Origin of the sequence: Janthinobacterium sp. HH102, from assembly GCF_001758625.2 — a bacterium.
GTDB lineage: Bacteria > Pseudomonadota > Gammaproteobacteria > Burkholderiales > Burkholderiaceae_D > Janthinobacterium.
Genome location: NZ_CP062062.1, coordinates 4,539,343 through 4,559,599, shown reverse-complemented (window position 1 = coordinate 4,559,599; position 20,257 = coordinate 4,539,343). Strand labels below are relative to the sequence as shown.

Genomic DNA, 20,257 nt, shown 5'->3' with positions numbered 1-20,257 from the left:
CGAACAGGACAGCATGAGCACGAGCACTAGCACTAGCACTAGTACCAGCGCCAGCACCGCGGCCGCGCCGCCCACCATCCTGTGCGTCGACGACGAACCGAATATCCTGTCGTCGCTGCGGCGGCTGTTCCGCCCGCACGGCTACCGCGTGCTGACGGCCGACGGCGGCGCGGCCGGCCTGGCCCTGCTCGAGAGCGAAACGGTGGACCTGGTCATCTCCGACATGCGCATGCCGCACATGGATGGCGCGCAGTTCCTGGCCCAGGTGCGCCAGCGCTGGCCCGGCACCATCCGCCTGCTGCTGACCGGTTATGCCGATATCCAGTCCATCCTCGACGCCATCAACCAGGGCGAAATCTACCGCTACGTGACCAAGCCGTGGGACGAGAACGATATCGTGCTGGTGGTGCGCCACGCGCTGGAACGGCGCGCGCTGGAACAGGAAAAACGGCGCCTGGAAGCGTTGACGGCCAGCCAGAACGTGGAGCTGCAGGCGCTCAACGCCAGCCTGGAAGCGAAGGTGGCCACGCGCACGCAGCAGCTGAAACAGTCGCACGACGAGGTGCAGGCGGCCAACGAGCGCCTGAAAGCCACGTTCGTGACGACGATCAAGGTGTTTTCCAACCTGATCGAAATGCGCGGCGGCAAGCTGGCCGGCCATGCGCGGCGGGTGGCCGAGCTGTCGCGCAAGCTGGCGCAGGCGCTGGGCCTGGAAGGGCAGGAGGCGCGCGACGTGTTCATCGCGGCCTTGCTCAAGGATATCGGCAAGCTCAGCCTCAGCGACGACGTGCTGGAACTGCCGGCCAGCGCCTGGACGGGCGAGCAGCTGGCCGCGTTCCGCAAGCATCCGCTGCGCGCCGAACAGCTGCTGATGGCGCTCGACGAGCTGCGCGCCGTTTCCGTGATCCTGCGCTCGCAGCTGGAGCGCTTCGACGGCGGCGGCTTTCCCGATGGCCTGGTGGGCCTGGCCATTCCCATGGGCGCGCGCATCCTGGCGCTGGCGTCCGACTACGACGGCTTGCAGATCGGCGCCATGGTGCAGCGCAGCCTGCGCGCCGACGAAGCGCGCACCCTGATCTACGACAGCATCGGCAAGCGCTACGACCCGGCCGTGGTGGCCGCTTTCCGCGGCATCATGGAGGAGACGGAGCCGCCGGCGCGCGACCTGACCGTGCTGTCGGGCCAGCTGGAACCGGGCATGGTGCTGTCGCGCGACCTGATCAGCCGCGACGGCCTGATGCTGCTGGCGGCCGAACACGTGCTGACGGCCCGCGTGATCGCCCAGCTGCTCGATTTCGAAGGCAAGAATGGCGGGCGCCTCAGCATCCGCGTGTACGCGCCCGTGAAGGACGCCTAGGCGTTCGCGGCCGCGGCGGTGGGCGGCTGCAGCGGCAGGTGCACGGTAAAGCGCGTGCCCTGGCCCACTTCCGAGGCCACCTCGATGCGTCCGCCGTGCTTGTTGACGATGCCGTACGAGAGGGACAGGCCCAAACCCGTGCCGCTGCCCACGGCCTTGGTGGTGAAGAACGGCTCAAAGATGCGGTTCAGGTGCTCGGGCGCGATGCCGGCGCCCGTGTCGCCGATTTCCACCCACACCCAGTCGCCCGCGTGGCCCGTGCGGATGCTGATCACGCCGTCGCTGCTGATGGCCTGGCCTGCGTTGACGAGCAGGTTCATGAACACCTGGTTCAGCTGCGAGGCCAGGCACAGGATCGGCGGCAGCTCGCCATAGTGCTTCTCGATGCGCGCCTTGTATTTCAACTCGTTGGCGACGATATTGAGGGTGCTGTCCAGGCCCGCATGCAGGCTGGCCACCTGCCAGTCCGTCTCGCCCACGTGGGAAAAATCCTTCAGCGCCTGCACGATGTCGCGCACGCGTTTCAAGCCATCCATCGATTCGCGCACCAGATCGACCATGTCGTCCTGCAGGAAGGCCAGGTCGGCCTGCGCGCGCACCTCGGCCACGCGGGCGGCCAGGGCCGGGCCGTCGGGCGTTTCGCGCATCGCCGCTTCGTATTGCCCGATCACGCCGAACAGGGTGCCGACATAGCCTTGCAGCGAACTCATGTTGGAATTGACGAAGCCGATCGGGTTATTGATTTCGTGCGCGATGCCGGCCGCCAGCTGGCCGATGGACGCCATCTTTTCCGATTGCAGCAGCTGGTCGTGCGCTTCCTGTAACTTGCTGATCAGTAGTTGCTGCTCTTCGCCGCGCGCCTGCAGCATCGCTTCCATGCCCTTGCGTTCCGTGATATCCGTCAGCGAGCCGATCACCTCGAACGGCACGCCGTGCTCGTCGCGCACGAGGCGCAGGCTGTCGTGCATCCACAGATAGCTGCCGTCGCGCACGCGGAAACGGTATTCATAGGCGCGGGCGCCTTCGACAAAGATCTGCGCCAGGCTGGAAAAGATGCCGGGCGCATCGTCGGGGTGGATGTGGTCGAACCAGAAATTGGGATCGGCGACCATGTCCTCGGGCTGGTAGCCCAGCACGTTCAAGGCATTGTTGCTGACAAAAGTCATCTTGAAGTCGCCGCTGGGCACGGTGCAATAGATGATGGAGGGCGTATTGTCGAGCAGGTATTGCAGGCGCACGGCCGTAGCCGCCGGTGCTTCATCGCCAGGCGCCGCCCCGGCATGCCGGCCGGTATCGGGAGTGGAAAGGTCGAAATCCTCGAACTGCATCGTCACACCTCGCTGCCTGCACGGCATAGCTGTCATCCTGGCTGAATTATGCCTGATTCCGCCTGCCTTGGGCCGCCATCGGCGCGCTCAGGGGGCCGGCGGCTGCTCGACGACCGCCATGCGCCGCGCGATGCGCTGCGCCGCTTGCGTGTCGCCCGCCTGTTCGGCGCGCAGGCGCTGCACGCCCAGCCAGGCCAGCAGCGGACGGCGCCAGCCCTGGTCCGAGGCGGTGGCGACGGCCGTGTCGAGCAGCGCCGGCGTGGCACGGCCCGAGCGCAGCAGCACGCCGGCCGCCACCAGCCGCGACAGCGGGTCATCGATGGCCGCCACGGCGCTGGCGGCGGCCGTGTCGGATGCGGCGCCTGCTGCCGCCCGCTGCGCTTCCGGCAGCAGGGCGACATCGGCCCCTTGCGCCTTGCCGGCCAGGTAAGCCGCATAGGCGCGGTCGGCGTCGTTCGCGTCCGCTTGCAGCGCATCGAAGCCGCCGCAGTCCTCGAAGGCCAGGCTGGCCACGCGCGCGGCGCAGCGCAGCAGTTCGATGCGCGCCACCAGTTCGAGCTTGCCCGTGCCCGCCACCTGGCTGCGGGCGCGCCGGAATTCCGTCTGTTCGACGAGGGCGTTGCCGCCCAGGTAGGCCGCTTGAAACCGTTCGACGGAACTTTGCGCATTCATTTTCCAGTCGGGCACGGGCGGGCCGCTGGAGCAGGCGGCGAGCAAGGTGGACAGCAGGGCGGCGAGAGCGGGGCGGGACATTTTCATGGCAGTTTGATCTCCGGATTGCGCTTGAACGGCCATTTGCGGTTGATTTCATTGACCAGCTGTTCGACCTTGCGCAGATTGCTTTCCACATCGGCGCGCAGCGGGCCCAGGTCGGCCGTGGCCGCCCTGGCGTTGGCGCCCACGGCTTGCGCCTCGACCAGCACGGCGTCGACTTTTTTCAGGCTGTTGCGCGTGTCGGCCAGCAGCGCGTTCAGCTGCACGATGGTCGCTTGCGCATCCGTCATCACGCCCTTGTCGCCAAACACGCGCGTATCGGCATTGGCCACCAGGCCATCCGTGCGGCGCGCCAGCTGGTCGGCCGTGACGAGCAGGGCGTTGGCCCGCTCGACCAGCAGGCGCGACTGCTTGTCGTCGCCCGTCAGCAAGCCCATGGCGCCGCCCGGGCCGCTCAGCTTGCCCGTCACGGCCTGCACATTGCGCAAGGTGCCGTCGAGCGCGGAATCGCTGCCCGTCAGGGTCGCCACGTTGTTCAGCAAATCCTTGGCGGCGGCCAGCAGGCGGGGGATTTCCGCCGCCATGTCGCCCACCAGCAAATCGCGCGTGGCGTCGTCGGGCAGCGGCGGGTCCGTCAGGATGCCGCTGTAGGCGCGCAGCTTGGCGCCGCCCACGATGCCCCGCTCCAAGGTGAAGATGGAGCTGCTGCGCAGCCAGTGCGCGTCCTTGCGCGGCACGTCGACGATGACGCGCGCGCGGCCGTCCGGCGCCAGTTCGATGCGCTGCACGCGGCCGATGGGAAAGCCGGAAAAGGTCAGGTCGGCGCCCACGCCCACGCCGTCCGAGTCATCGGCCGTCAGCACCAGGGTTTGCGTGGCTTCGAAGGCGCCGCGCGCATACATCAGGTAGACGACGGAGCCGACCACCAGCACGAACATGAAGATGAGCAGGATGGCCGCCTTCAGTTCGGCGTGGCGCACGGGCGGCGGGGCGGGCAGGACACTATCTTGCGCGAGACCGGCGGGCGCCGTGACGTCGACCTGGTCGGGATTTTGCGGTTGGCTCATGGCTTCTGGCTCTCGTATGGGTGGTTCGGGATCGCTGGCGGTGGCGGGCGGGGCATCAGTAGTAATTGCCCATCAGCGAAGCCACTTCGATCAGCAGGATGACGGAAAACAGGCGCAGCATTTCGGACAGGCCGTGCGCGGCCCACAGGCGGTTGCGCCGGCCGTGCGGGTCTTCCGGATAGTACGAGGAGGCCAGCGGGATCAGGGCCACGGCAAAGCTGAAGAAGATCACCTTGAGCATCAGGATCAGGGCCACGGCCGGATTGAAAATTTGCCCCACCACGCGCGTGTAGCCTTGCAGCGCCCACGGCGTAAAGCCATAGATCGTCAGGTAGGCGAGGATCAGCGAGGTGACGCAGCTGACGATGGCCAGCATCCACACGGCGAAGATGCCCGACATGACACGTGGAAAATATTCGCGGCGCAGCAGGTCGACGCCCTGGCGCTGCATGGTATCGAGCATGCCGGACGAGCGCATTTGCGCGAAAGCAATGCCGTCGGGCAGGGTCAGGCGCAGGGCCACGAACAGGGCGGCCGTCAGCGGTATCAATTCCAGCACCAGCACGCGCACCACCATTTCCAGCGCATAGCGCGACAGGCCGTAGCTTTGGGCGCTGACGACGACGATGCGGATCAGCACCAGGCTGACGAGCGCGCAGGCCACGCTGAACCACACGAGATTGGGCGCCGTGTTCGTCACCAGGCGGTGCGCGAGGATGGGGCGGTTGTCGCGGTTATAGCTCGATGGCGACAGGGCCAGCGAAAACACGAGGATGGCGAAATGCAGCATGCGCCACCAGCTGACCAGCCAGGCCATGGTGGCCCGGTGCAGGCGGCGCAGGCTGATGATGAGGGAGACGGATAGGGTCATCATGGCATCTTAACATCTGCCCGCCCGCCGGGCACGTCAGGCGTGCGCGCTGAAGTAGGTCGTAATAAATTATTGTGATTTCTGACTTCCATAACCGGCGCTCTGCGGCGTTACCCGCTGCTAGCAGTGCCTGCACTGCGTCGCAACGGGCGCCTTGCAGCGCATCCGGTTCTGTTCGTCATAACTTCACAATAATTTCCCACGACCTACTTACTCAAACAGGGCGAAGCCGGCCATGACGACCATCAGCACGGCGATGTATTGCATCGGAATCCAGAACAGGGTGTGGCGCTGGCGCAGGATCACGCGCTCCTGCGTGGCCGGGTCGATCAGTTCGCGGCCTGGCGCGCTGTTCAGGCGTACGCCCGCATACCAGCTGGCGGCAGCTGCCAGCAGGAAGGCCAGGGCCAGGGTCCATGTGTGGCTCTTCGTATAGGCCTCGCCCAGGGTGGCGCCAAACAGCGCTTGCGCGGCCAGTACGACGATCAAACAGATAAGGGGGCCAAGTATGCCGAAGCCTTGCCAGATAAGCATAAAAATTCTCCAGGGGGATTGAGGGATCCCGCAGCGATTGGCGGCGGCTGTGCGCGGCGGGGGTGCGGATTTTATCAGACTTATCAAAAAGAAAGTTTCTTTTCGGCACTATTGTGCGCCCCTGTCAGGCGGCGCTGGCGGTGCCCACGCTGGCAATGATGGCGTCGGCCGCCGCCCGCACGCGGGCCGAGCGGTTCAGGTCCGCGTGCATGACCAGCCACACGTCGTAGCTTTCCGCCCGCTCGGGCCAGATGCGCACGAGCTGCGGGTCGATGTCGCCTAGATGAGTCGCCAGCTCGGCCACGCCCAGGCCCGCGCGCGTGGCTTCCTGCAGCATGGCCGCCGAGTTCACTTCCATGGCGACCCGGGCGTTGGCGACGGATTCGCCGGCGATTTTCTCCGCGTGGCGCGGCGTCACGGACTGGTGGTAAATGACGATGTCGTGGCCGGCCAGCGCCGTGCCGCGCACGGGTTCGCCCCGTTCGGCCAGATAGGTTTTCGAGGCGTACAGGCCAAGGCTGCGTTTGACCAGGTGGCGCGAGATCAGGTCCGGGTCGGTGGGGCGCACGCCGCGCACGGCCAGGTCCGCTTCGCGCCGGGTCAGGCTGGCCAGCGCGGGCGCCACGTTGAGCACGATGCGGATGTCGGGGTGGGCCGCGTGCAGCCGCTGCATGGCGCGGATGACGAAATGGCTGGCCATGGTGTCCGTGGTCGCCACGCGCACCAGGCCGCTTAAACGGTTGTCGACGCCCTGCATCTCGCGCTGCAGCTTGTCGGCCGCCCGCTCCATCGCTTCGGCGGCCGTCAGCGCCAGCTCGCCGGCCGGCGTGGGCACGTAGCCCGATGGCGTGCGCAGGAACAGGGTGGCGCCCAGCGAGCTTTCCAGCGCGGCCAGGCGGCGCCCGCACGTGGCCTGGTCGATGCCCAGCAGGGCGGCCGCGCCGCGCAGGGTGCCGGCCCGCCCGATGGCGAGAAAGATGCGCGCGTTATCCCAGTCCATTGTATTTTCCTTTTTTTGTGATGCATTTTTGCATCAAGATGCCGAGTTTATGCCTGTTTACTGCATCGCGCAACGCTCGCATAATGGCCGTCCCCCCTGTTACTGCAAGGAGTCCCATGTCTGTTCCCACACCGCGCCGCGCCAACGGCTTGATCTTGCTGACCCTGGCCTTCGGCTTCGTCATGGCGATGCTCGACGTCACGGCCGTCAACGTGGCGCTGTCCGATATCGCGCTGGACTTGCATATCCCGCTGACGGGCCTGGTCTGGGTGGTCGACGGCTACACCTTGACGTTTGCCGCGCTGCTGCTGGCCGGCGGCGCGCTGGCCGACCGCTACGGGGCGAAAGCCGTGTACCAGGGCGGCCTGGGCGTCTTCCTGCTCGGCTCGGTGCTGTGCGGCGCCGCGCCCGACGGGCATTTCCTGACGGCCGCGCGCCTGCTGCAGGGGGCGGGCGCGGCCCTGTTCATGCCCAGTTCGCTGAGTTTGCTCACGCACAGTTTTGACGACGAGCGCGAACGCACGCGCATGCTGGGTGCCTGGTCGGCGCTGGTGGGCGTGGCCGGTGCGTCCGGCCCCTTGATCGGCGGTATCCTCGTGCACGAGTTCGGCTGGCGCAGCGTGTTCTGGGTGAACGTGCCGCTGGGCGTGCTGGCCATCGTCATGGCGCAGCTGCTGCTGGTCGCGCCGGCGCGTCAGCCGCGCGATTTGTCGCTGTTCAGCCATGCACTGGGCGTGGCGGCGCTGGCGGGCCTCAGTTTCGTGCTGATCGAAGGACCCGTGCTGGGCTGGCTGTCTCCCGGCGTCGTGGCGGCGGGGGCATTGACCTTGCTGTCGGCCTGGCAATTGCTGCGGCGCGAGCGCAGCGGCAGCCATCCGCTGTTGCCGCGCGCGCTGTTTCACAGCAGCAGTTTTGGCGCGGCCAATGGCGTGGGTTTTTTGATCAATTTCTGCGTATTCGGCCAGCTGTTTTTATTGAGCCTGTTCCTGCAGCAGTCGGGCGGCGCCGACGCCCTGCAGTCGGGCTTACGCCTGCTGCCCATGATGGCGGCCTATACGGTGGGCAATTTCATGGCGGGAAGTATTGCGGCGCGCCATGGCACGCGTAGGCCCATGCTGGCCGGCTTGCTGGTGGGCGCCGTGATGGCCTTGCTGCTGATGGGCTTGCGTCCGGGCACGCCGTATGGCTGGCTGGCGCTGGGCACGGCCGTCATGAATGTGGCCATCGGCATCGCCATTCCCGCCATGACGGCCACCGTGATGCGGGTGGCCGGCAAGCCGCATGCGAACAGCGCGGCGGCGGCCCTGAATGCCAACCGCCAGATCGGCGCCCTGGTGGGCGTGGCCCTGATCGGCAGCATCCTGCACATGTTGCCCGAATGGTCGCTGCGCCTGCCGCTGGCCTACGCGACGATTGCCGCCGCGTATGGCCTGGCGGCGGGCCTCGTCTACCGGCATGTGCATGTGCCGAAGGCCGTGGCCGCCTGAAGCAGGCTTACTGTTCGCGCGTGCTGCGCCATTCCACCAGTTCTTCGATGGTGAGGATCGGCATGCCGTGCAGTTCGGCGAAGCGTTCGATATCGTCGCCGCGCATCATGGTGCCGTCCGGGTTCATCAGCTCGCACAGCACGGCGGCCGGGTTCAGGCCCGCCATGCGCGACAGGTCGACGGAGCCTTCCGTGTGGCCACGGCGCTCGAGCACGCCGCCGGGCGCGGCGCGCAGGGGGAAGACGTGGCCGGGGCGCACCAGGTCGGCCGGTTTGGCGTCCGGCGCGATGGCGGCGCGGATGGTGGTGACCCGGTCGGCGGCCGACACGCCCGTCGTGACGCCGTCGCGCGCCTCGATGGAGACGGTAAACGGCGTGCCGTAGCGGCTGCCGTTGTCGGACGACATGGGCGGCAATTCCAGCGCGCTGACGACATCTGTCGGCAGGCACAGGCAGACGATGCCGCTGCATTCGCGGATCAGCAAAGCCATGGTTTCGTTCGTCAATTTTTCGGCAGACAGGATCAGGTCGGCTTCGTTTTCACGGTCGAAATCGTCGAGCAGGATAACGGGGATGCCGGCGCGCATGGCGGCCAGGGCGGACTGGATGCGACCTTCCAGGTCGTTGGAAAGCAGGGTATAGCTGTTGACTAACATGGTGAAACGCTCCTCGCATAGGCGAAAAACGCTGCAGGGCAAGCGAATAGACGCAACTGGCCGCATCGCCGTGGCGATGGGACATCACACTACTGCACATCTTCTTTCATCCGGACTATACCGTCGGCTCTGGATTCACACCAGATCTGCTGACCTCGCCAAGCGGTGCCTGGAAAGCGCTCGCGGGCTTGACCGTTGCCGGTCTTACCGCCGGTGGGGAATCGCACCCCGCCCCGAAGACGTCGTTGTGCCGGTCCACATGACCGGCGGCAATACTTTAGCACAGATGAAAAAATGTGGCAGGACACTGTTGAGTTTGTTATTCGGCAAAGTTCCCTGGGGAAAATGGTTTACCCTAAGCTGTTTTTAATGGCGGAAAGACGATTTCAGTGTAAGGTATGGCTACTGAATTTTACCGTTGAGAATACATGAAGCTGAGTAAATTACGCCTGATCTCAGGCGCCGTCTTGCTGGCGTGCGCCTGCATGGCCCAGGCGGAAATCCGTTTGACCGATCCCCTGCCGCTGGCGCCAGAAGTTACCGTCGGAAAACTGCCGAACGGCTTGACCTACTACATCAAGAAAAATGCCCGTCCCGCGCAGAAAGTGGAATTGCGCCTGGTGGTGAAAGCCGGCTCCATTCTGGAAGATGACGATCAGCAAGGCCTGGCCCATTTCACGGAGCACATGGCCTTCAATGGCTCCACGCATTTCAAGCGCAATGAGCTGATTTCCTACTTGCAATCGATCGGCGTGAAGTTCGGCGCCGACCTGAATGCTTACACGAGCTTCGATGAAACCGTCTACGTGCTGCCGATTCCCACGAACAAGAAGGAAAACCTGGAAAAAGGTTTTCTCGTGCTGGAAGACTGGGCGCACGGCTTGAAATTCAATCCGGCCGACATCAACAGCGAGCGCGGCATCGTGCTGGAAGAGGCGCGCCTGGGCAAGGGCGCCAGCGACCGCATGAACAAGGTGCTGTATCCGAAGCTGCTGAACGGTTCGCGCTATGCGGAACGCATGCCGATCGGCAAGGAATCCGTGTTGAAAACCTTCAAGCCGGAAGCCATCAAGCGTTTCTACAAGGATTGGTACCGTCCCGACCTGATGGCCGTGATGGTGGTCGGCGACGTGGAGCCGAAACAGGCTGAAGCGATGATACGCCAGCATTTCGGCAAGCTGAAAAACCCCGCGAAACCGCGTCCGCGCCTGTATGCGGAAGTGCCGCAGCGCTCGCAAACGGAAGCGGTGGTGATCACGGACAAGGAAGCACCGGACGACAGCGTCTTCATCCGCTACCCGATCCGCGCCGCGCAGGAGCCCGTCACCATTGCCGACTACCGCCGCCAGATGATCGAAAACCTGTATGGGCAAATGCTCAGCGCGCGCATGCAGGAATTGACGCAGCAGGCCAACCCGCCGTTCATCCAGGGCGGCAGCAGCATGGGCAAGCTGGTGCGCGGCTATGAATCGTTCAGCGCCTATGCCTTGCTGGGCAAGGGCGGCGTGCAGCCGGCCGTCGATGCGCTGGTGCAGGAAGACGAGCGGGCGCGCCGCTTCGGTTTCAGTCAGGATGAACTGGACCGCGCGCGCAAGGATATGTTGCGCAATTACGAGCGCGCGTACAGCGAACGCGACAAATCCGATTCGGCCGGCTTCGTGGCCGAGTATTCGCGCAACTTCCTGGAGCAGGAAGCCATTCCCGGCATCGCCAATGAATTGCTGTACGCGAAGGAACTCTTGCCGCAGGTAACCTTGCAGGAAATCAACGAAACGGTGGCCAAGGTGATTCCCGACCAGCAAAAGAAGCTGGTGGTCTTCATGGGCGCCGAACCGAAAGCGGGCGATGCGACGTCCAGCGTGCCGACGCAGCAGCAATTGCTCGACGCCGTGGCGAAGGCCGAGCAGCAGAAGGTCGAGCCGCGCACGGAAAAAGTGCTCGCCAGCAAGCTGATGGACGGTCCGCCGGCCGGCGGCAGCATCGTTTCGGAAAAGTTAAACAGTGCCATCGGCGTGACGGAACTGACCTTGGGCAATGGCGTGCGCGTGCTGCTCAAACCGACGGACTTCAAGAATGACCAGGTGCTGATGGGCTCGACGCGCTTCGGCGGCCAGTCGCTGTTTGGCGACGCCGACATCTACAACGCCCGCTACGCCAGCGCCGTGGTCGGCAGCATGGGGTTGAAGGATTTGGCGCCGCTGGACTTGCAAAAAGTATTGGCCGGCAAAACGGTCAATGTGGGCGCTTCGCTGGGCGAACTGAGCGAAGGCTTTGGCGGCTCGGCCAGCAGCGCCGACGTGGAAGCCATGTTGCAGCTCGTGTATTTGTATTTCAACGACGTGCGCAAGGATGCGGGCCTGTACCAGTCCTTCATCGGCAAGCAGCAGGACCTGGCGAAAAACAGCATGGCGCAGCCGGAAGCCGTGTTTTACGACGCCATCCAGCACGCCATGTATGGCGACAACCCCCGCGTCGATGGCGTGCCGCGCGCGGCCGACTTCGACAAGGTGGGCCTGGACCGCTCATTGGACATCTTCCGCCAGCGTTTTTCCAGCGCGCGCGGCATGACCTTCATCTTTGCGGGCAGCTTCGAGCTCGACAAGATCAAGCCGCTGATCGCCAGCTACCTGGGCACCTTGCCCGTGGGCGAGGTGGCGCACGCCTACCGCGACGTGGGCATGCGCCCGGTGACCGGCGTCGTCAAGAAGGATATCTATATGGGCAGCGAGCCCAAGAGTACGATTTCCATCACCTTCAATGGCGACGTCGCGTATTCGGACGAGCAAAAGCTGACCCTGCAGGCGCTGGGCGAGGTGCTGAACCTGAAAGTCATCGAAGTGCTGCGCGAAAAGATGAGCATGATCTATGGCGGCGGCTTTGAAACCTCGATGGGCCAGCATCCGTACGGTCATTATTCGGTGGCCTTGAACTTGCCGACGGGACCGGAAAACGTGGACAAGGTGATCGCCGCCGCCTTTGCCGAAATCAACAAGATGAAGGCGGACGGGCCATCCGTGGCCGACCTGGAAAAGGTCAAGCTGAACTGGATCACGCGCCAGCAGAAATCCCTGCGCGAAAACAACTACTGGATGAATCAGTTGATGGGTTCGGTGACGCAGGGGCGCGACCCCGCGCACATTCTGCGCTATGAGCAACGCGTGCGCGCCATCACGCCGCAAGCCGTCAAACTGGCGGCGCAGCGCTACCTGGACATGCACAATTATGTGCAGGTGGTGCTGTATCCGGAACGTAAAAATGTTGCAGCCAAGTAATCCTCGTGTTTGATCTGCATGGGCGGCAGCGTGGCGAAGCTGTTAAACTGCCGCTTATTGATGTGATATCGCAATTTAACAAGCAAGGAAATACGATGGCTAAGAAAGAAGAGCTCGATCCGGAAACCCTGGAGTTGATCAACTGGTGTATCGAGGTCGAAGGCTTCCTCGTGGCCGGCGGCGCCACCGTGGCGCAGGCGCAGGACCACATCGAAGAGCAGGTCGAGTGGTTTACCGACCAGTTCTACGACGGCTTGACGCCGGAAGAGGCGGCCAAGGAAGCCTTGGCCTGACCTTTTAAACACGACTTACAGCGGGCGGTGCCTGCCGGGCACAGCCCGGTAGCGCCGCCCGTTTTGCTTTTCTGAAAAGATTTCCATCGGGCAATTAAATTTCCTATTCACTCCAGGCACCCATGACACTCCGTTCACGCATTCTCCTCCTGTGTTTCAGCACCTTGCTGGGCATCGTCCTCATCGCTTCCTTCTCCCTGTATTCCCTGCGCCAGACCATGATGGCCGAGCGCGTCGAGCAATTGACGGTGCTGGTCGAATTGGCCAACGCATCCGTGGAAAAGGCGTACGCGCTGGAACAGTCGGGCAAGCTCACGCGGGAGCAGGCCCAGCAGCAGGCCAAGCTGGCTATCGGCAGCTTCGTCAAGGACGAAATGTATTACTTTGTGCGCGATTTCAGCACGGATTTGCTGTACGTGCATCCGAATGCGTCGCGCATCGGCACGCCGCAAAAGAACATGAAGCAGTCGGGCGACCGCTACCGCGCCGCGCTGGCCAACAGCCGCATCGGCCTCGTGCAGGCGGACGGCACGCGGCCGGGCGTGCCCGATCCCGTGGCGAAGATGTATGCCGTGGTGAAATTTGCACCGTGGGACTGGCTGATCGGCACGGGCACGTATATCGATGACATCAACCACAAATTCTGGGCCCAGGCGGGCGTGCTGCTGGCCATCGGCGGCGCGCTGATGCTGGTGGTGGGCGCGCTGGCGGCCCTGATGCTGCGCCGCATCCTGGCCCAGCTCGGCGGCGAACCCGACTATGCCGCCGCCATCGTGGCGCAAATCGCGCAGGGCGACCTGACCACGCAGATCGACACGCGTCCCGGCGATACGTCCAGTCTGTTGATGGCCATCAAGGCCATGCGCGACAACCTGGCGCATCTGGTGAGCCAGGTGCGCAGCGATGCGGAATCGATTTCCACGGCATCGGGCGAGATTGCCTCGGGCAACCACGACCTGTCGGCGCGCACGGAGCAGCAGGCGGGATCGTTGGAAGAAACGGCCTCGACCATGGAAGAAATGACCTCGACCGTGCGCCAGAATGCGGACAATGCGCGCCAGGCCAACCAGCTGGCCATTTCTGCCTCGCAAGTGGCGACGCAGGCCGGCGGCGTGGTGAGCCAGGTGGTCGACACCATGGGCGCCATCAATGCCTCGTCGAAGAAAATCGGCGACATCATCGCCGTCATTGACGGCATCGCCTTCCAGACGAATATCCTGGCCCTGAACGCGGCCGTGGAAGCGGCGCGCGCGGGCGAGCAGGGCCGTGGTTTCGCCGTCGTGGCCAGCGAGGTGCGCAACCTGGCTCAGCGCTCGGCCAGTGCCGCCAAGGAGATCAAGCAACTGATCGACAGCTCCGCCGAGCAAGTGGGCGCCGGTGAAAAACTGGTGGCGCTGGCGGGCGAGACGATGGAAAAAGTCGTCTCCAGCGTGCAGCACGTGACCGATATCGTGGCCGAGATTTCCTCGGCCAGCGCCGAGCAGAGCGCCGGCATCGAGCAGATCAACCAGGCCATCGTCGAGATGGATAACATGACGCAGCAAAACTCGGCCCTGGTCGAGCAGGCATCGGCGGCAGCGCAGGCCATGAACGAGCAGGCGGCCGGGCTGGCGCAGATCGTCAGCGTATTCAAGGTGGGCGCCGTGGCGCCGGCCGCGGCGCAGCGGCGCCTGACGCGCTAGCCGCTTTTTATCTGTCACGGGGGAACTTATCCCCGGCTCACCTGTCCAAACTTTTTCGTCCGCAATGGATGCACAGAAGAGGTGAGCATGACAGAAGGTTTTTCCTATCACGCGGCATTTGCCCGCAACCTGGGCTGGGTCACGCAGGCGGAGCAAAACAGCTTGCGCGGCAAGCGCGTGGCCATCGCGGGCATGGGCGGCGTGGGCGGCGTACACTTGCTGACCCTGGCGCGGCTGGGGATCGGTGCCTTCCACATCGCCGATTTCGACACCTTCGATATCGCCAACTTCAACCGCCAAGCCGGCGCCATGATGTCGACCCTGGGCCAGCCCAAGGTGGCCGTATTGGCGCAGATGGCGAAGGACATCAATCCCGAGCTGGAGATTAAACAATTTCCCGACGGCATACACGACAGCAACCTGGCCGAGTTCTTTGCCGGTGTCGACCTGTACGTGGATGGCCTCGATTTCTTTGCCTTCCCCGCGCGCCAGGCCACCTTCGCCACGTGCGCGCGCCTGGGCATTCCCGCCATCACGGCCGCGCCGCTGGGCATGGGCACGGCCGTGCTCAGCTTCATGCCGGGCGGCATGACGTTCGAAGAGTATTTTGGCTGGGGCGACTTGCCCGAAGAAGAAAAGGCCCTGCGCTTCCTCGTCGGGCTGGCGCCGTCCGGCTTGCACGGCCCGTATCTGGTCGACCCGTCCGCCATCAACCTGAAGGAGCGGCGCGGGCCGTCGACCATCATGGGCTGCCAGCTGTGCGCGGGCGCGGCCGCCACGGAAGCCTTGAAAATCCTGTTAAAACGGGGCAAGGTGATGGCGGCGCCGCACGGCGTGCATTTCGACGCCTACCGCAACAAGCTCGTGCATACTTGGCGTCCAGGCGGCAACCGTCATCCGCTGCAGCGCCTGACGATGGCCATCATCAAGCGGCGCCGCGCCGCACAGGGGGCATAAATGGCGCAAGCATTGCTGAACGATCCCGTGCTGGAAAACATCCTCGAGCAGGCGCGCTGGGCGCCCAGCGGCGACAATACGCAGCCGTGGCGCTTTGAAGTCGTCGACCAGCGGCACGTGGTCGTGCATGGTTTCGATACGCGCAGCCATTGCGTGTATGACCTCGACGGCCATCCCAGCCAGCTGTCGCTGGGTGCCTTGCTTGAAAGCATGGCACTGGCGGCCAGCTGTCACGGCTTGCGCATGGAAGCGCGCCGGCGTTTGTCCATGCCCGACACCTTGCCCACCTTCGATGTACGGCTGGTCGACAGCCCGGGCATGCTGCCCGATCCGCTGGCGGCCTTCCTGCCCCGCCGCAGCGTGCAGCGGCGCCGGCTCAGCACGCGCAGCCTGCGCGCCAGCGAAAAGGCGGCATTGGCGGCCAGCTTGCCGCCCGGCTACGGCGTGCAGTGGTTCGAAGGCGGGCGCGCGCGCCTGGCCTGCGCGCGGCTGATGTTCGACAATGCGAAGCTGCGCCTGACCATGCCCGAAGCGCACAAGGTGCACCGCGACGTGATCGAATGGGGGGCGCGCTTCAGTGCCGACCGCATCCCGGAGCAGGCGCTCGGCGTCGATGCCATGACGGCGCGGCTGATGCGCTGGGTCATGCACAGCTGGCGCCGCGTGGATTTTTTCAATACCTGGCTGGGCGGCACGATTGCCCCGCGGCTGCAGATGGACTTGCTGCCGGGCCTGTATTGTGCCGCGCATTTCGTGCTGCTGGCCGATGCGCCGCCGCGCCATATCGACGATTACGTGGCGGCCGGCCGCGCCATGCAGCGCTTCTGGCTGACGGCCACGCAACTGGGACTGCAATTGCAGCCGGAACTGACGCCGCTGATCTTTGCCCGCTACGTGCGCGAACGGCGCGCCTTTTCGCGCACCGATGGCATGCAGGACATGGCGCAGGAGCTGGCCGTGCAATGCCAGGGCGTGCTGGGGGAGGCGGCGGTCGAGCGGGGCGTGTTCCTCGGGCGCATCGGCGCCGGGCCGGCGGCGAGTGCGCGCTCGCTGCGCCGTCCGCTGCAAGACTTGCTGGTGGCGCCCACGGCTGGGCCGTGAGGCGTGACTCCCTGCGCGGTCAGCGCCGCCGCCGTGGCGCCAGGGCAGCCAGCGCCGCCAGACCCGCCACCAGCAGCGGCAAGGTGCCAGGTAGCGGTATCGGCGTGTCCGTCGGCACATAGGCCAGTTCGGAACTGTTCAGCATGTTCAATACCAGGGTATAGCTGCCTGCCACCAGATTGTCCGTGACGGCGCCATACTGCCCGCCGCACGTCGTGCCGATGCCCGTGCCCGTGGGCGCGCCGCAGCCGCCGGGATCGTAGGTGAACACGCTGCCGCTGGTCAGCGGCGTTTGCGCGTACCCTGTATTGAGGCTGGCGGCGTCGGCCAGTTCGGTGCCGCCCAGGATGCCGGAGCCCAGGTTGCCGTCGGGGGCCCAGTTGAAGACGATCTGGCCATGTTCATCGATGATGGTAAACGTCATCGCCATATTCGTCGTGGCCGCCGAGCCCGTGCCGGCCAGGGCATCGAGGTACAACTGCATGAAAGGCAGGGCCTGGAAGTCGAAGGCCAGGGTCGCGCCCGGTTGGCCGACGACGAAATTGACGGTCATCGCGGTACTGGAACCGTTGCGTCCCGAGGCGTCGGCGCTGCCGCCGCCCGTGAGGAAGGTTTCCGCCGCATTCACCGTGTGCGTACTGGTCGAGCCTGGCGGAAAGGGGGGGATTTGCGAGGTGACGATCTGCGCCTCGCCGCGCGCAAACGAGGCCGTGCCCATGCCTTGTTGCGTAAAATCATTTTCCCCCTTGGTGACGGCGCCGCGTGTCGCTTGCTGCGCATCGATCTCATTGCTGCCGCCGTGGATGACGCTGCTGCCATTGAGCGTGGCGGTGGTGCGCGACAGGTCGATATTGCTGGCCAAGGTGGTGGAGCCGGTGGGGTTGCTGATGACGAGGCCAAAGACGCTGGTGTACGAATAGCCATAGGCGGCGGCGCCGGCAGTGCCGCTGCTGGCCAGCAACAGCAAGGCCAGCAGGGCCGTTGGCAAGCGGGTACAAGAAAATGTAGTCATGAAAATCCTCATCTGCCGGTCGGCCGCGTTGTAAGGAAAACCGACAGGCTTGCCACATAAAAAAAGGCGAGGAGACTCCCTCGCCTGTAAATCCCCCTGTTGCCTGGTTCAGGCGGCAAGCTTGCGGCGGCGGGCATAGCCCAGGCCAGCCAGGCCCAGACCCAGCAGTGCCAGAGTGCCAGGTTCCGGCACCGCCTGTTTCACCAGGTCCACGCTTTCCACCGCATTCAAGGTCAAGGTGTAGTTGCCGGCCGTTAAAGCATTGCTGACGGAGCTGAAGTTGCTGCCGCAGCCCGTACCCACGCCCGTGCCCGTGGGCGTGCCGCAGCCGGAAGGGTCGTAGGTGAACAGGTTGCCGCGCGTCAGGAAATTGGTCGCCAGACTGGTGTTCAGGTTGGCGCCGTCGGCGTTTTCCGTGCCACCGAAGATGCCCGAGCCGATCACGCCATCGGGCGTCCAGTTGAACACCGTCAGGCCCGCCGCATCCGTGATGGTGAAGGTGACGACCAGGTTGGCCGTGGCCGTGGACAACTGGCCGACCGTGCTTTGCAGGAAGACCTGCATGAAGGGCGACGCCAGGAAGTCAAAGCTCAGCGTCGCCGTGGGCGAACCGACGACGAAATCGACGGAAAAACCCGTGGTCGAGCCATTGCGCCCGGAGGCATCGGCCGTACCGGCAGGGCCGCCCAGATGGGCTTCGGCCACGTTCACCACCTGGGTGGAGGTGGAGCCGGGCGGGAACGAAGGGAACTGCGTGCTGACGATCTGCGCATCGCCGCGCGAATAGGTGCCAGTGGGGCCTTGCTGGGTGAAGTCGTTTTCGCCCTTGGTGACGGCACCGACGTTGGCGCGCGGCGCGTCGAGCGAACCGGCGCCGCCGTTGATGACGCTCACGCCGTTCAGGGTGGCCGTGCTGCGCGAAATCGTTGTGCTGTTGGCCACCGTGATCTGGCCCGTCGGCACGGCGATGACCAGGCCGAAGATGTTGTTGTAGGAATAGCCGTAGGCGCCCGCTTGTGCGCTACCGGCCGCGCACAGCATGGCCAGTGTCGCTGCCGCCGGGAGCAGTTTCAGTTTAGAAAGTTTCATGTCATTCACCTCGTGGTTGAGTGAGTCTGGAAGTCTTGCCTGAGTCCTGTCGGCAGGTGCTCATGGCCAGACTTAAGCGACTTCCATGCCAACGCATGAGGTTCTTTTGAAATCAATGACTTGGCGTGCTTTTGTTGACACAGTGCAGGTGTTGCCGGACGCGTTGTAAGAAAAACCGACGGCGCCCGTCAAGGCTGGCTATCACGGGGCGACGAGCCCAGCAGGGCGTGCAGATGGGGCAGCAAGCGTTGCCCTGGCACATAGTCGCGCATGGCCGTGGCCAGTTGACGCGCGGCCAACCTGGCGCGGCCATCGTCGAGCATGCGCGTGGCGGCATGGCGCAAGGCGGTTTCCTGGAAACGGTCGGCGCGCAGCAGCAGGCCGGCGCCGGCGCCCGCGATGCCGTGCATGTTGAGGAATTGGTCGAGGTTGCCGGCGATGCCGATGATGGGTACGCCTGCCGTCAGCGCCTGCTGGCTGGTGGGGCTGCCGCCGTTGCAGATCACCAGGCTGGCGCGGCGGGCGGCCGCGTCGCCCGGCAGAAAGGGCGCGACATAGGCATTCGGCGGCACGGCATCGACGCGGATGGTGCCGGCCGTGGCCGCCAGCACGGTGACGGGCAGGGGCGCCAGCGCGCGCAGCACGCGCGGCAGCAATTGCCCCTGGCCCGAGCTGCCCAGCGTGACATAGACGATCGGCCGTCCGCTGCTCAGTTCCGGTCGCTGCCACCAGTCCGGCAAGTCGAGCGGCGGCGCCCAGATGATGGGGCCCAGGTAGTCGTGCGTGGGTGGCATGCCATGCGGCGGGAACAGCTGGGGAATATCGGCGTACAAGGTGCGGTCGGCATCCGTATAGATGCGCCGCAGGTCGCTGCCCAGCGATGGCAGGCCATGGCGTCGGCGCACGCGGTTCAGGGGGACGGCATGCGAGGCGAAGGCCAGCGGGCGGATCAGGCGGAACAGGGGATCGGCCAGCCAGATGGGCAGCACGCCCGTCAGGGGCAGGCTGGGCACCGTGTAATGCTGGCGCACCCAGGGACTCCAGTAGGCGTTGCTGACGGTAATGTAGGGAATGTGCTGCAGGCGCGCGCTGACGGACAGCGACAGGCGAAAGTCGCCGATCACGAGATCGGGCTGGGCGGCATTGAGCAGGCGCAAGTCATCTTCCACGTACGCGTGCAAGGTGCTTTCCGTATAGACGGGCTTGCCGTGGGCCAGCGCCTGCAGAAATTGCAGTGATGAAATGCTGTCGATGCGCCAGCGGCGGAAGTGGGCTTGCCTGAAACAAAAGTCATACCCATCGGCGCAGGCAAAGTGCACCTCGTACACTTCCTCGTCCAGGCCCTGGGCCAGGCTCAGTGGGCGGCCAACATGGGCCAGGGTCACTGCCTCGGCCATAAAGAGGATTTTCTTGCGCGCCATAGGGTCGCTTGCACTCGTGCTGTAGGGGATGCCTGTCAAGTTGGAGTGGCGCCACGCCGTTTAGTTCCCCTGCAGCGTGCCACTGGCGGGCGCCAGGATTTGGCCGCATCGGCTAGAGTGGGGCAAAGGAGGCCACCATGCAGCCACAATTCCATTTTTCCCCGCTGCGTGCACACAGCACGCCCGAACCCGATATGCCGCCACCGCCGGAAGGCGATCCCCTCACGCCGCCGCCGGAACAGCCGCCGCACATCGACCCCGTGCCGGTCGAGGAGCCAACGCCGCCGCCACCGCCCGTGAAAATGCATTGAGCGGTTTTCGTGCCATGGCGCCGCGCCAAGGCCTGCGGTGGGCAGGCGCGCGCCGTGTTTATTTCCAGTCAGAAATGGAAGGCGCGGGCCTCGCCGGAGGTACGCC

At 64.9% G+C, this 20,257-nt stretch carries 18 protein-coding genes and 1 riboswitch; of the genes, 8 read left to right on the top strand and 10 right to left on the bottom strand.

Annotation, left to right across the window (positions count from 1 at the left end):
• Positions 1-13 precede the first annotated feature (13 nt).
• Positions 14-1,357, top strand: a complete 1,344-nt coding sequence (locus JAB4_RS20750) for an HD domain-containing phosphohydrolase (RefSeq protein ID WP_070224173.1) — start codon at positions 14-16, stop codon at positions 1,355-1,357.
• Here the strand turns inward: JAB4_RS20750 and JAB4_RS20745 are convergent.
• The 6 genes from JAB4_RS20745 to JAB4_RS20720 all read right to left on the bottom strand — a co-directional run bounded on the left by JAB4_RS20745 (position 1,354) and on the right by JAB4_RS20720 (position 6,871).
• Positions 1,354-2,685 (bottom strand): ATP-binding protein, encoded by a 1,332-nt coding sequence (locus JAB4_RS20745; RefSeq protein WP_070223936.1) that lies wholly within the window; start codon positions 2,683-2,685, stop codon positions 1,354-1,356. The genes JAB4_RS20750 and JAB4_RS20745 overlap by 4 nt on opposite strands.
• A gap of 87 nt (positions 2,686-2,772) precedes the next feature.
• A complete protein-coding gene (locus JAB4_RS20740; protein ID WP_070223934.1) occupies positions 2,773-3,444 on the bottom strand; it encodes a hypothetical protein in 672 nt (223 codons plus the stop codon).
• Positions 3,441-4,466: an MlaD family protein gene (locus JAB4_RS20735; RefSeq protein WP_070223932.1), complete on the bottom strand. Its 1,026-nt coding sequence runs from the start codon at positions 4,464-4,466 to the stop codon at positions 3,441-3,443. The genes JAB4_RS20740 and JAB4_RS20735 overlap by 4 nt, the downstream gene beginning before the upstream one ends.
• A gap of 55 nt (positions 4,467-4,521) precedes the next feature.
• Positions 4,522-5,337 carry an ABC transporter permease gene (locus JAB4_RS20730; RefSeq protein ID WP_070224172.1) on the bottom strand — a complete coding sequence of 272 codons (816 nt, stop codon included), beginning with the start codon at positions 5,335-5,337 and terminating at the stop codon, positions 4,522-4,524.
• A gap of 210 nt (positions 5,338-5,547) precedes the next feature.
• The gene (locus tag JAB4_RS20725; protein WP_070223930.1) at positions 5,548-5,871 is read right to left on the bottom strand and encodes a hypothetical protein; all 324 of its coding nucleotides are present in this window, start codon (positions 5,869-5,871) and stop codon (positions 5,548-5,550) included.
• Positions 5,872-5,995: 124 nt separating this feature from the next.
• Positions 5,996-6,871, bottom strand: a complete 876-nt coding sequence (locus JAB4_RS20720; protein ID WP_070223928.1) for a LysR family transcriptional regulator — start codon at positions 6,869-6,871, stop codon at positions 5,996-5,998.
• 116 nt (positions 6,872-6,987) lie between these two features.
• Here JAB4_RS20720 and JAB4_RS20715 point away from each other — a divergent pair, with 116 nt between their 5' ends.
• Entirely contained in the window at positions 6,988-8,358 is a 1,371-nt protein-coding gene (locus JAB4_RS20715) for an MFS transporter (RefSeq protein ID WP_070223926.1), read from the top strand.
• A 7-nt stretch (positions 8,359-8,365) separates the two neighbouring features.
• Here JAB4_RS20715 and ribB read toward each other — a convergent pair whose 3' ends face one another.
• Positions 8,366-9,013, bottom strand: coding sequence for a 3,4-dihydroxy-2-butanone-4-phosphate synthase (gene ribB, locus JAB4_RS20710; protein ID WP_070223924.1), 648 nt, complete (start codon positions 9,011-9,013; stop codon positions 8,366-8,368).
• Positions 9,014-9,107: 94 nt separating this feature from the next.
• Positions 9,108-9,258, bottom strand: a riboswitch (FMN riboswitch).
• A 183-nt stretch (positions 9,259-9,441) separates the two neighbouring features.
• Between ribB and JAB4_RS20705 the strand changes: the two genes are divergently transcribed.
• The 5 genes from JAB4_RS20705 to JAB4_RS20685 all read left to right on the top strand — a co-directional run bounded on the left by JAB4_RS20705 (position 9,442) and on the right by JAB4_RS20685 (position 16,318).
• Positions 9,442-12,285 carry an insulinase family protein gene (locus JAB4_RS20705; RefSeq protein ID WP_070223922.1) on the top strand — a complete coding sequence of 948 codons (2,844 nt, stop codon included), beginning with the start codon at positions 9,442-9,444 and terminating at the stop codon, positions 12,283-12,285.
• Between the two features lie 95 nt (positions 12,286-12,380).
• Positions 12,381-12,578, top strand: a complete 198-nt coding sequence (locus tag JAB4_RS20700) for a hypothetical protein (protein WP_010399555.1) — start codon at positions 12,381-12,383, stop codon at positions 12,576-12,578.
• A 122-nt stretch (positions 12,579-12,700) separates the two neighbouring features.
• Positions 12,701-14,260 carry a methyl-accepting chemotaxis protein gene (locus JAB4_RS20695; protein WP_070223920.1) on the top strand — a complete coding sequence of 520 codons (1,560 nt, stop codon included), beginning with the start codon at positions 12,701-12,703 and terminating at the stop codon, positions 14,258-14,260.
• 87 nt (positions 14,261-14,347) lie between these two features.
• Positions 14,348-15,217 carry a ThiF family adenylyltransferase gene (locus JAB4_RS20690; protein WP_070223918.1) on the top strand — a complete coding sequence of 290 codons (870 nt, stop codon included), beginning with the start codon at positions 14,348-14,350 and terminating at the stop codon, positions 15,215-15,217.
• Positions 15,218-16,318, top strand: coding sequence for a nitroreductase family protein (locus tag JAB4_RS20685; RefSeq protein WP_070223916.1), 1,101 nt, complete (start codon positions 15,218-15,220; stop codon positions 16,316-16,318).
• Positions 16,319-16,337: 19 nt separating this feature from the next.
• Here the strand turns inward: JAB4_RS20685 and JAB4_RS20680 are convergent, their stop codons facing one another.
• From JAB4_RS20680 to JAB4_RS20670, 3 genes are all read right to left on the bottom strand, one after another.
• A complete protein-coding gene (locus tag JAB4_RS20680; RefSeq protein WP_083286964.1) occupies positions 16,338-17,330 on the bottom strand; it encodes an EDSAP-1 family PEP-CTERM protein in 993 nt (330 codons plus the stop codon).
• Positions 17,331-17,438: 108 nt separating this feature from the next.
• Positions 17,439-18,419: an EDSAP-1 family PEP-CTERM protein gene (locus JAB4_RS20675; RefSeq protein ID WP_083286993.1), complete on the bottom strand. Its 981-nt coding sequence runs from the start codon at positions 18,417-18,419 to the stop codon at positions 17,439-17,441.
• A 188-nt stretch (positions 18,420-18,607) separates the two neighbouring features.
• Positions 18,608-19,840 carry a glycosyltransferase gene (locus JAB4_RS20670; protein ID WP_070223910.1) on the bottom strand — a complete coding sequence of 411 codons (1,233 nt, stop codon included), beginning with the start codon at positions 19,838-19,840 and terminating at the stop codon, positions 18,608-18,610.
• A 137-nt stretch (positions 19,841-19,977) separates the two neighbouring features.
• Between JAB4_RS20670 and JAB4_RS20665 the strand changes: the two genes are divergently transcribed.
• The gene (locus JAB4_RS20665) at positions 19,978-20,151 is read left to right on the top strand and encodes a hypothetical protein (protein WP_162995740.1); all 174 of its coding nucleotides are present in this window, start codon (positions 19,978-19,980) and stop codon (positions 20,149-20,151) included.
• Positions 20,152-20,257: the final 106 nt, after the last annotated feature.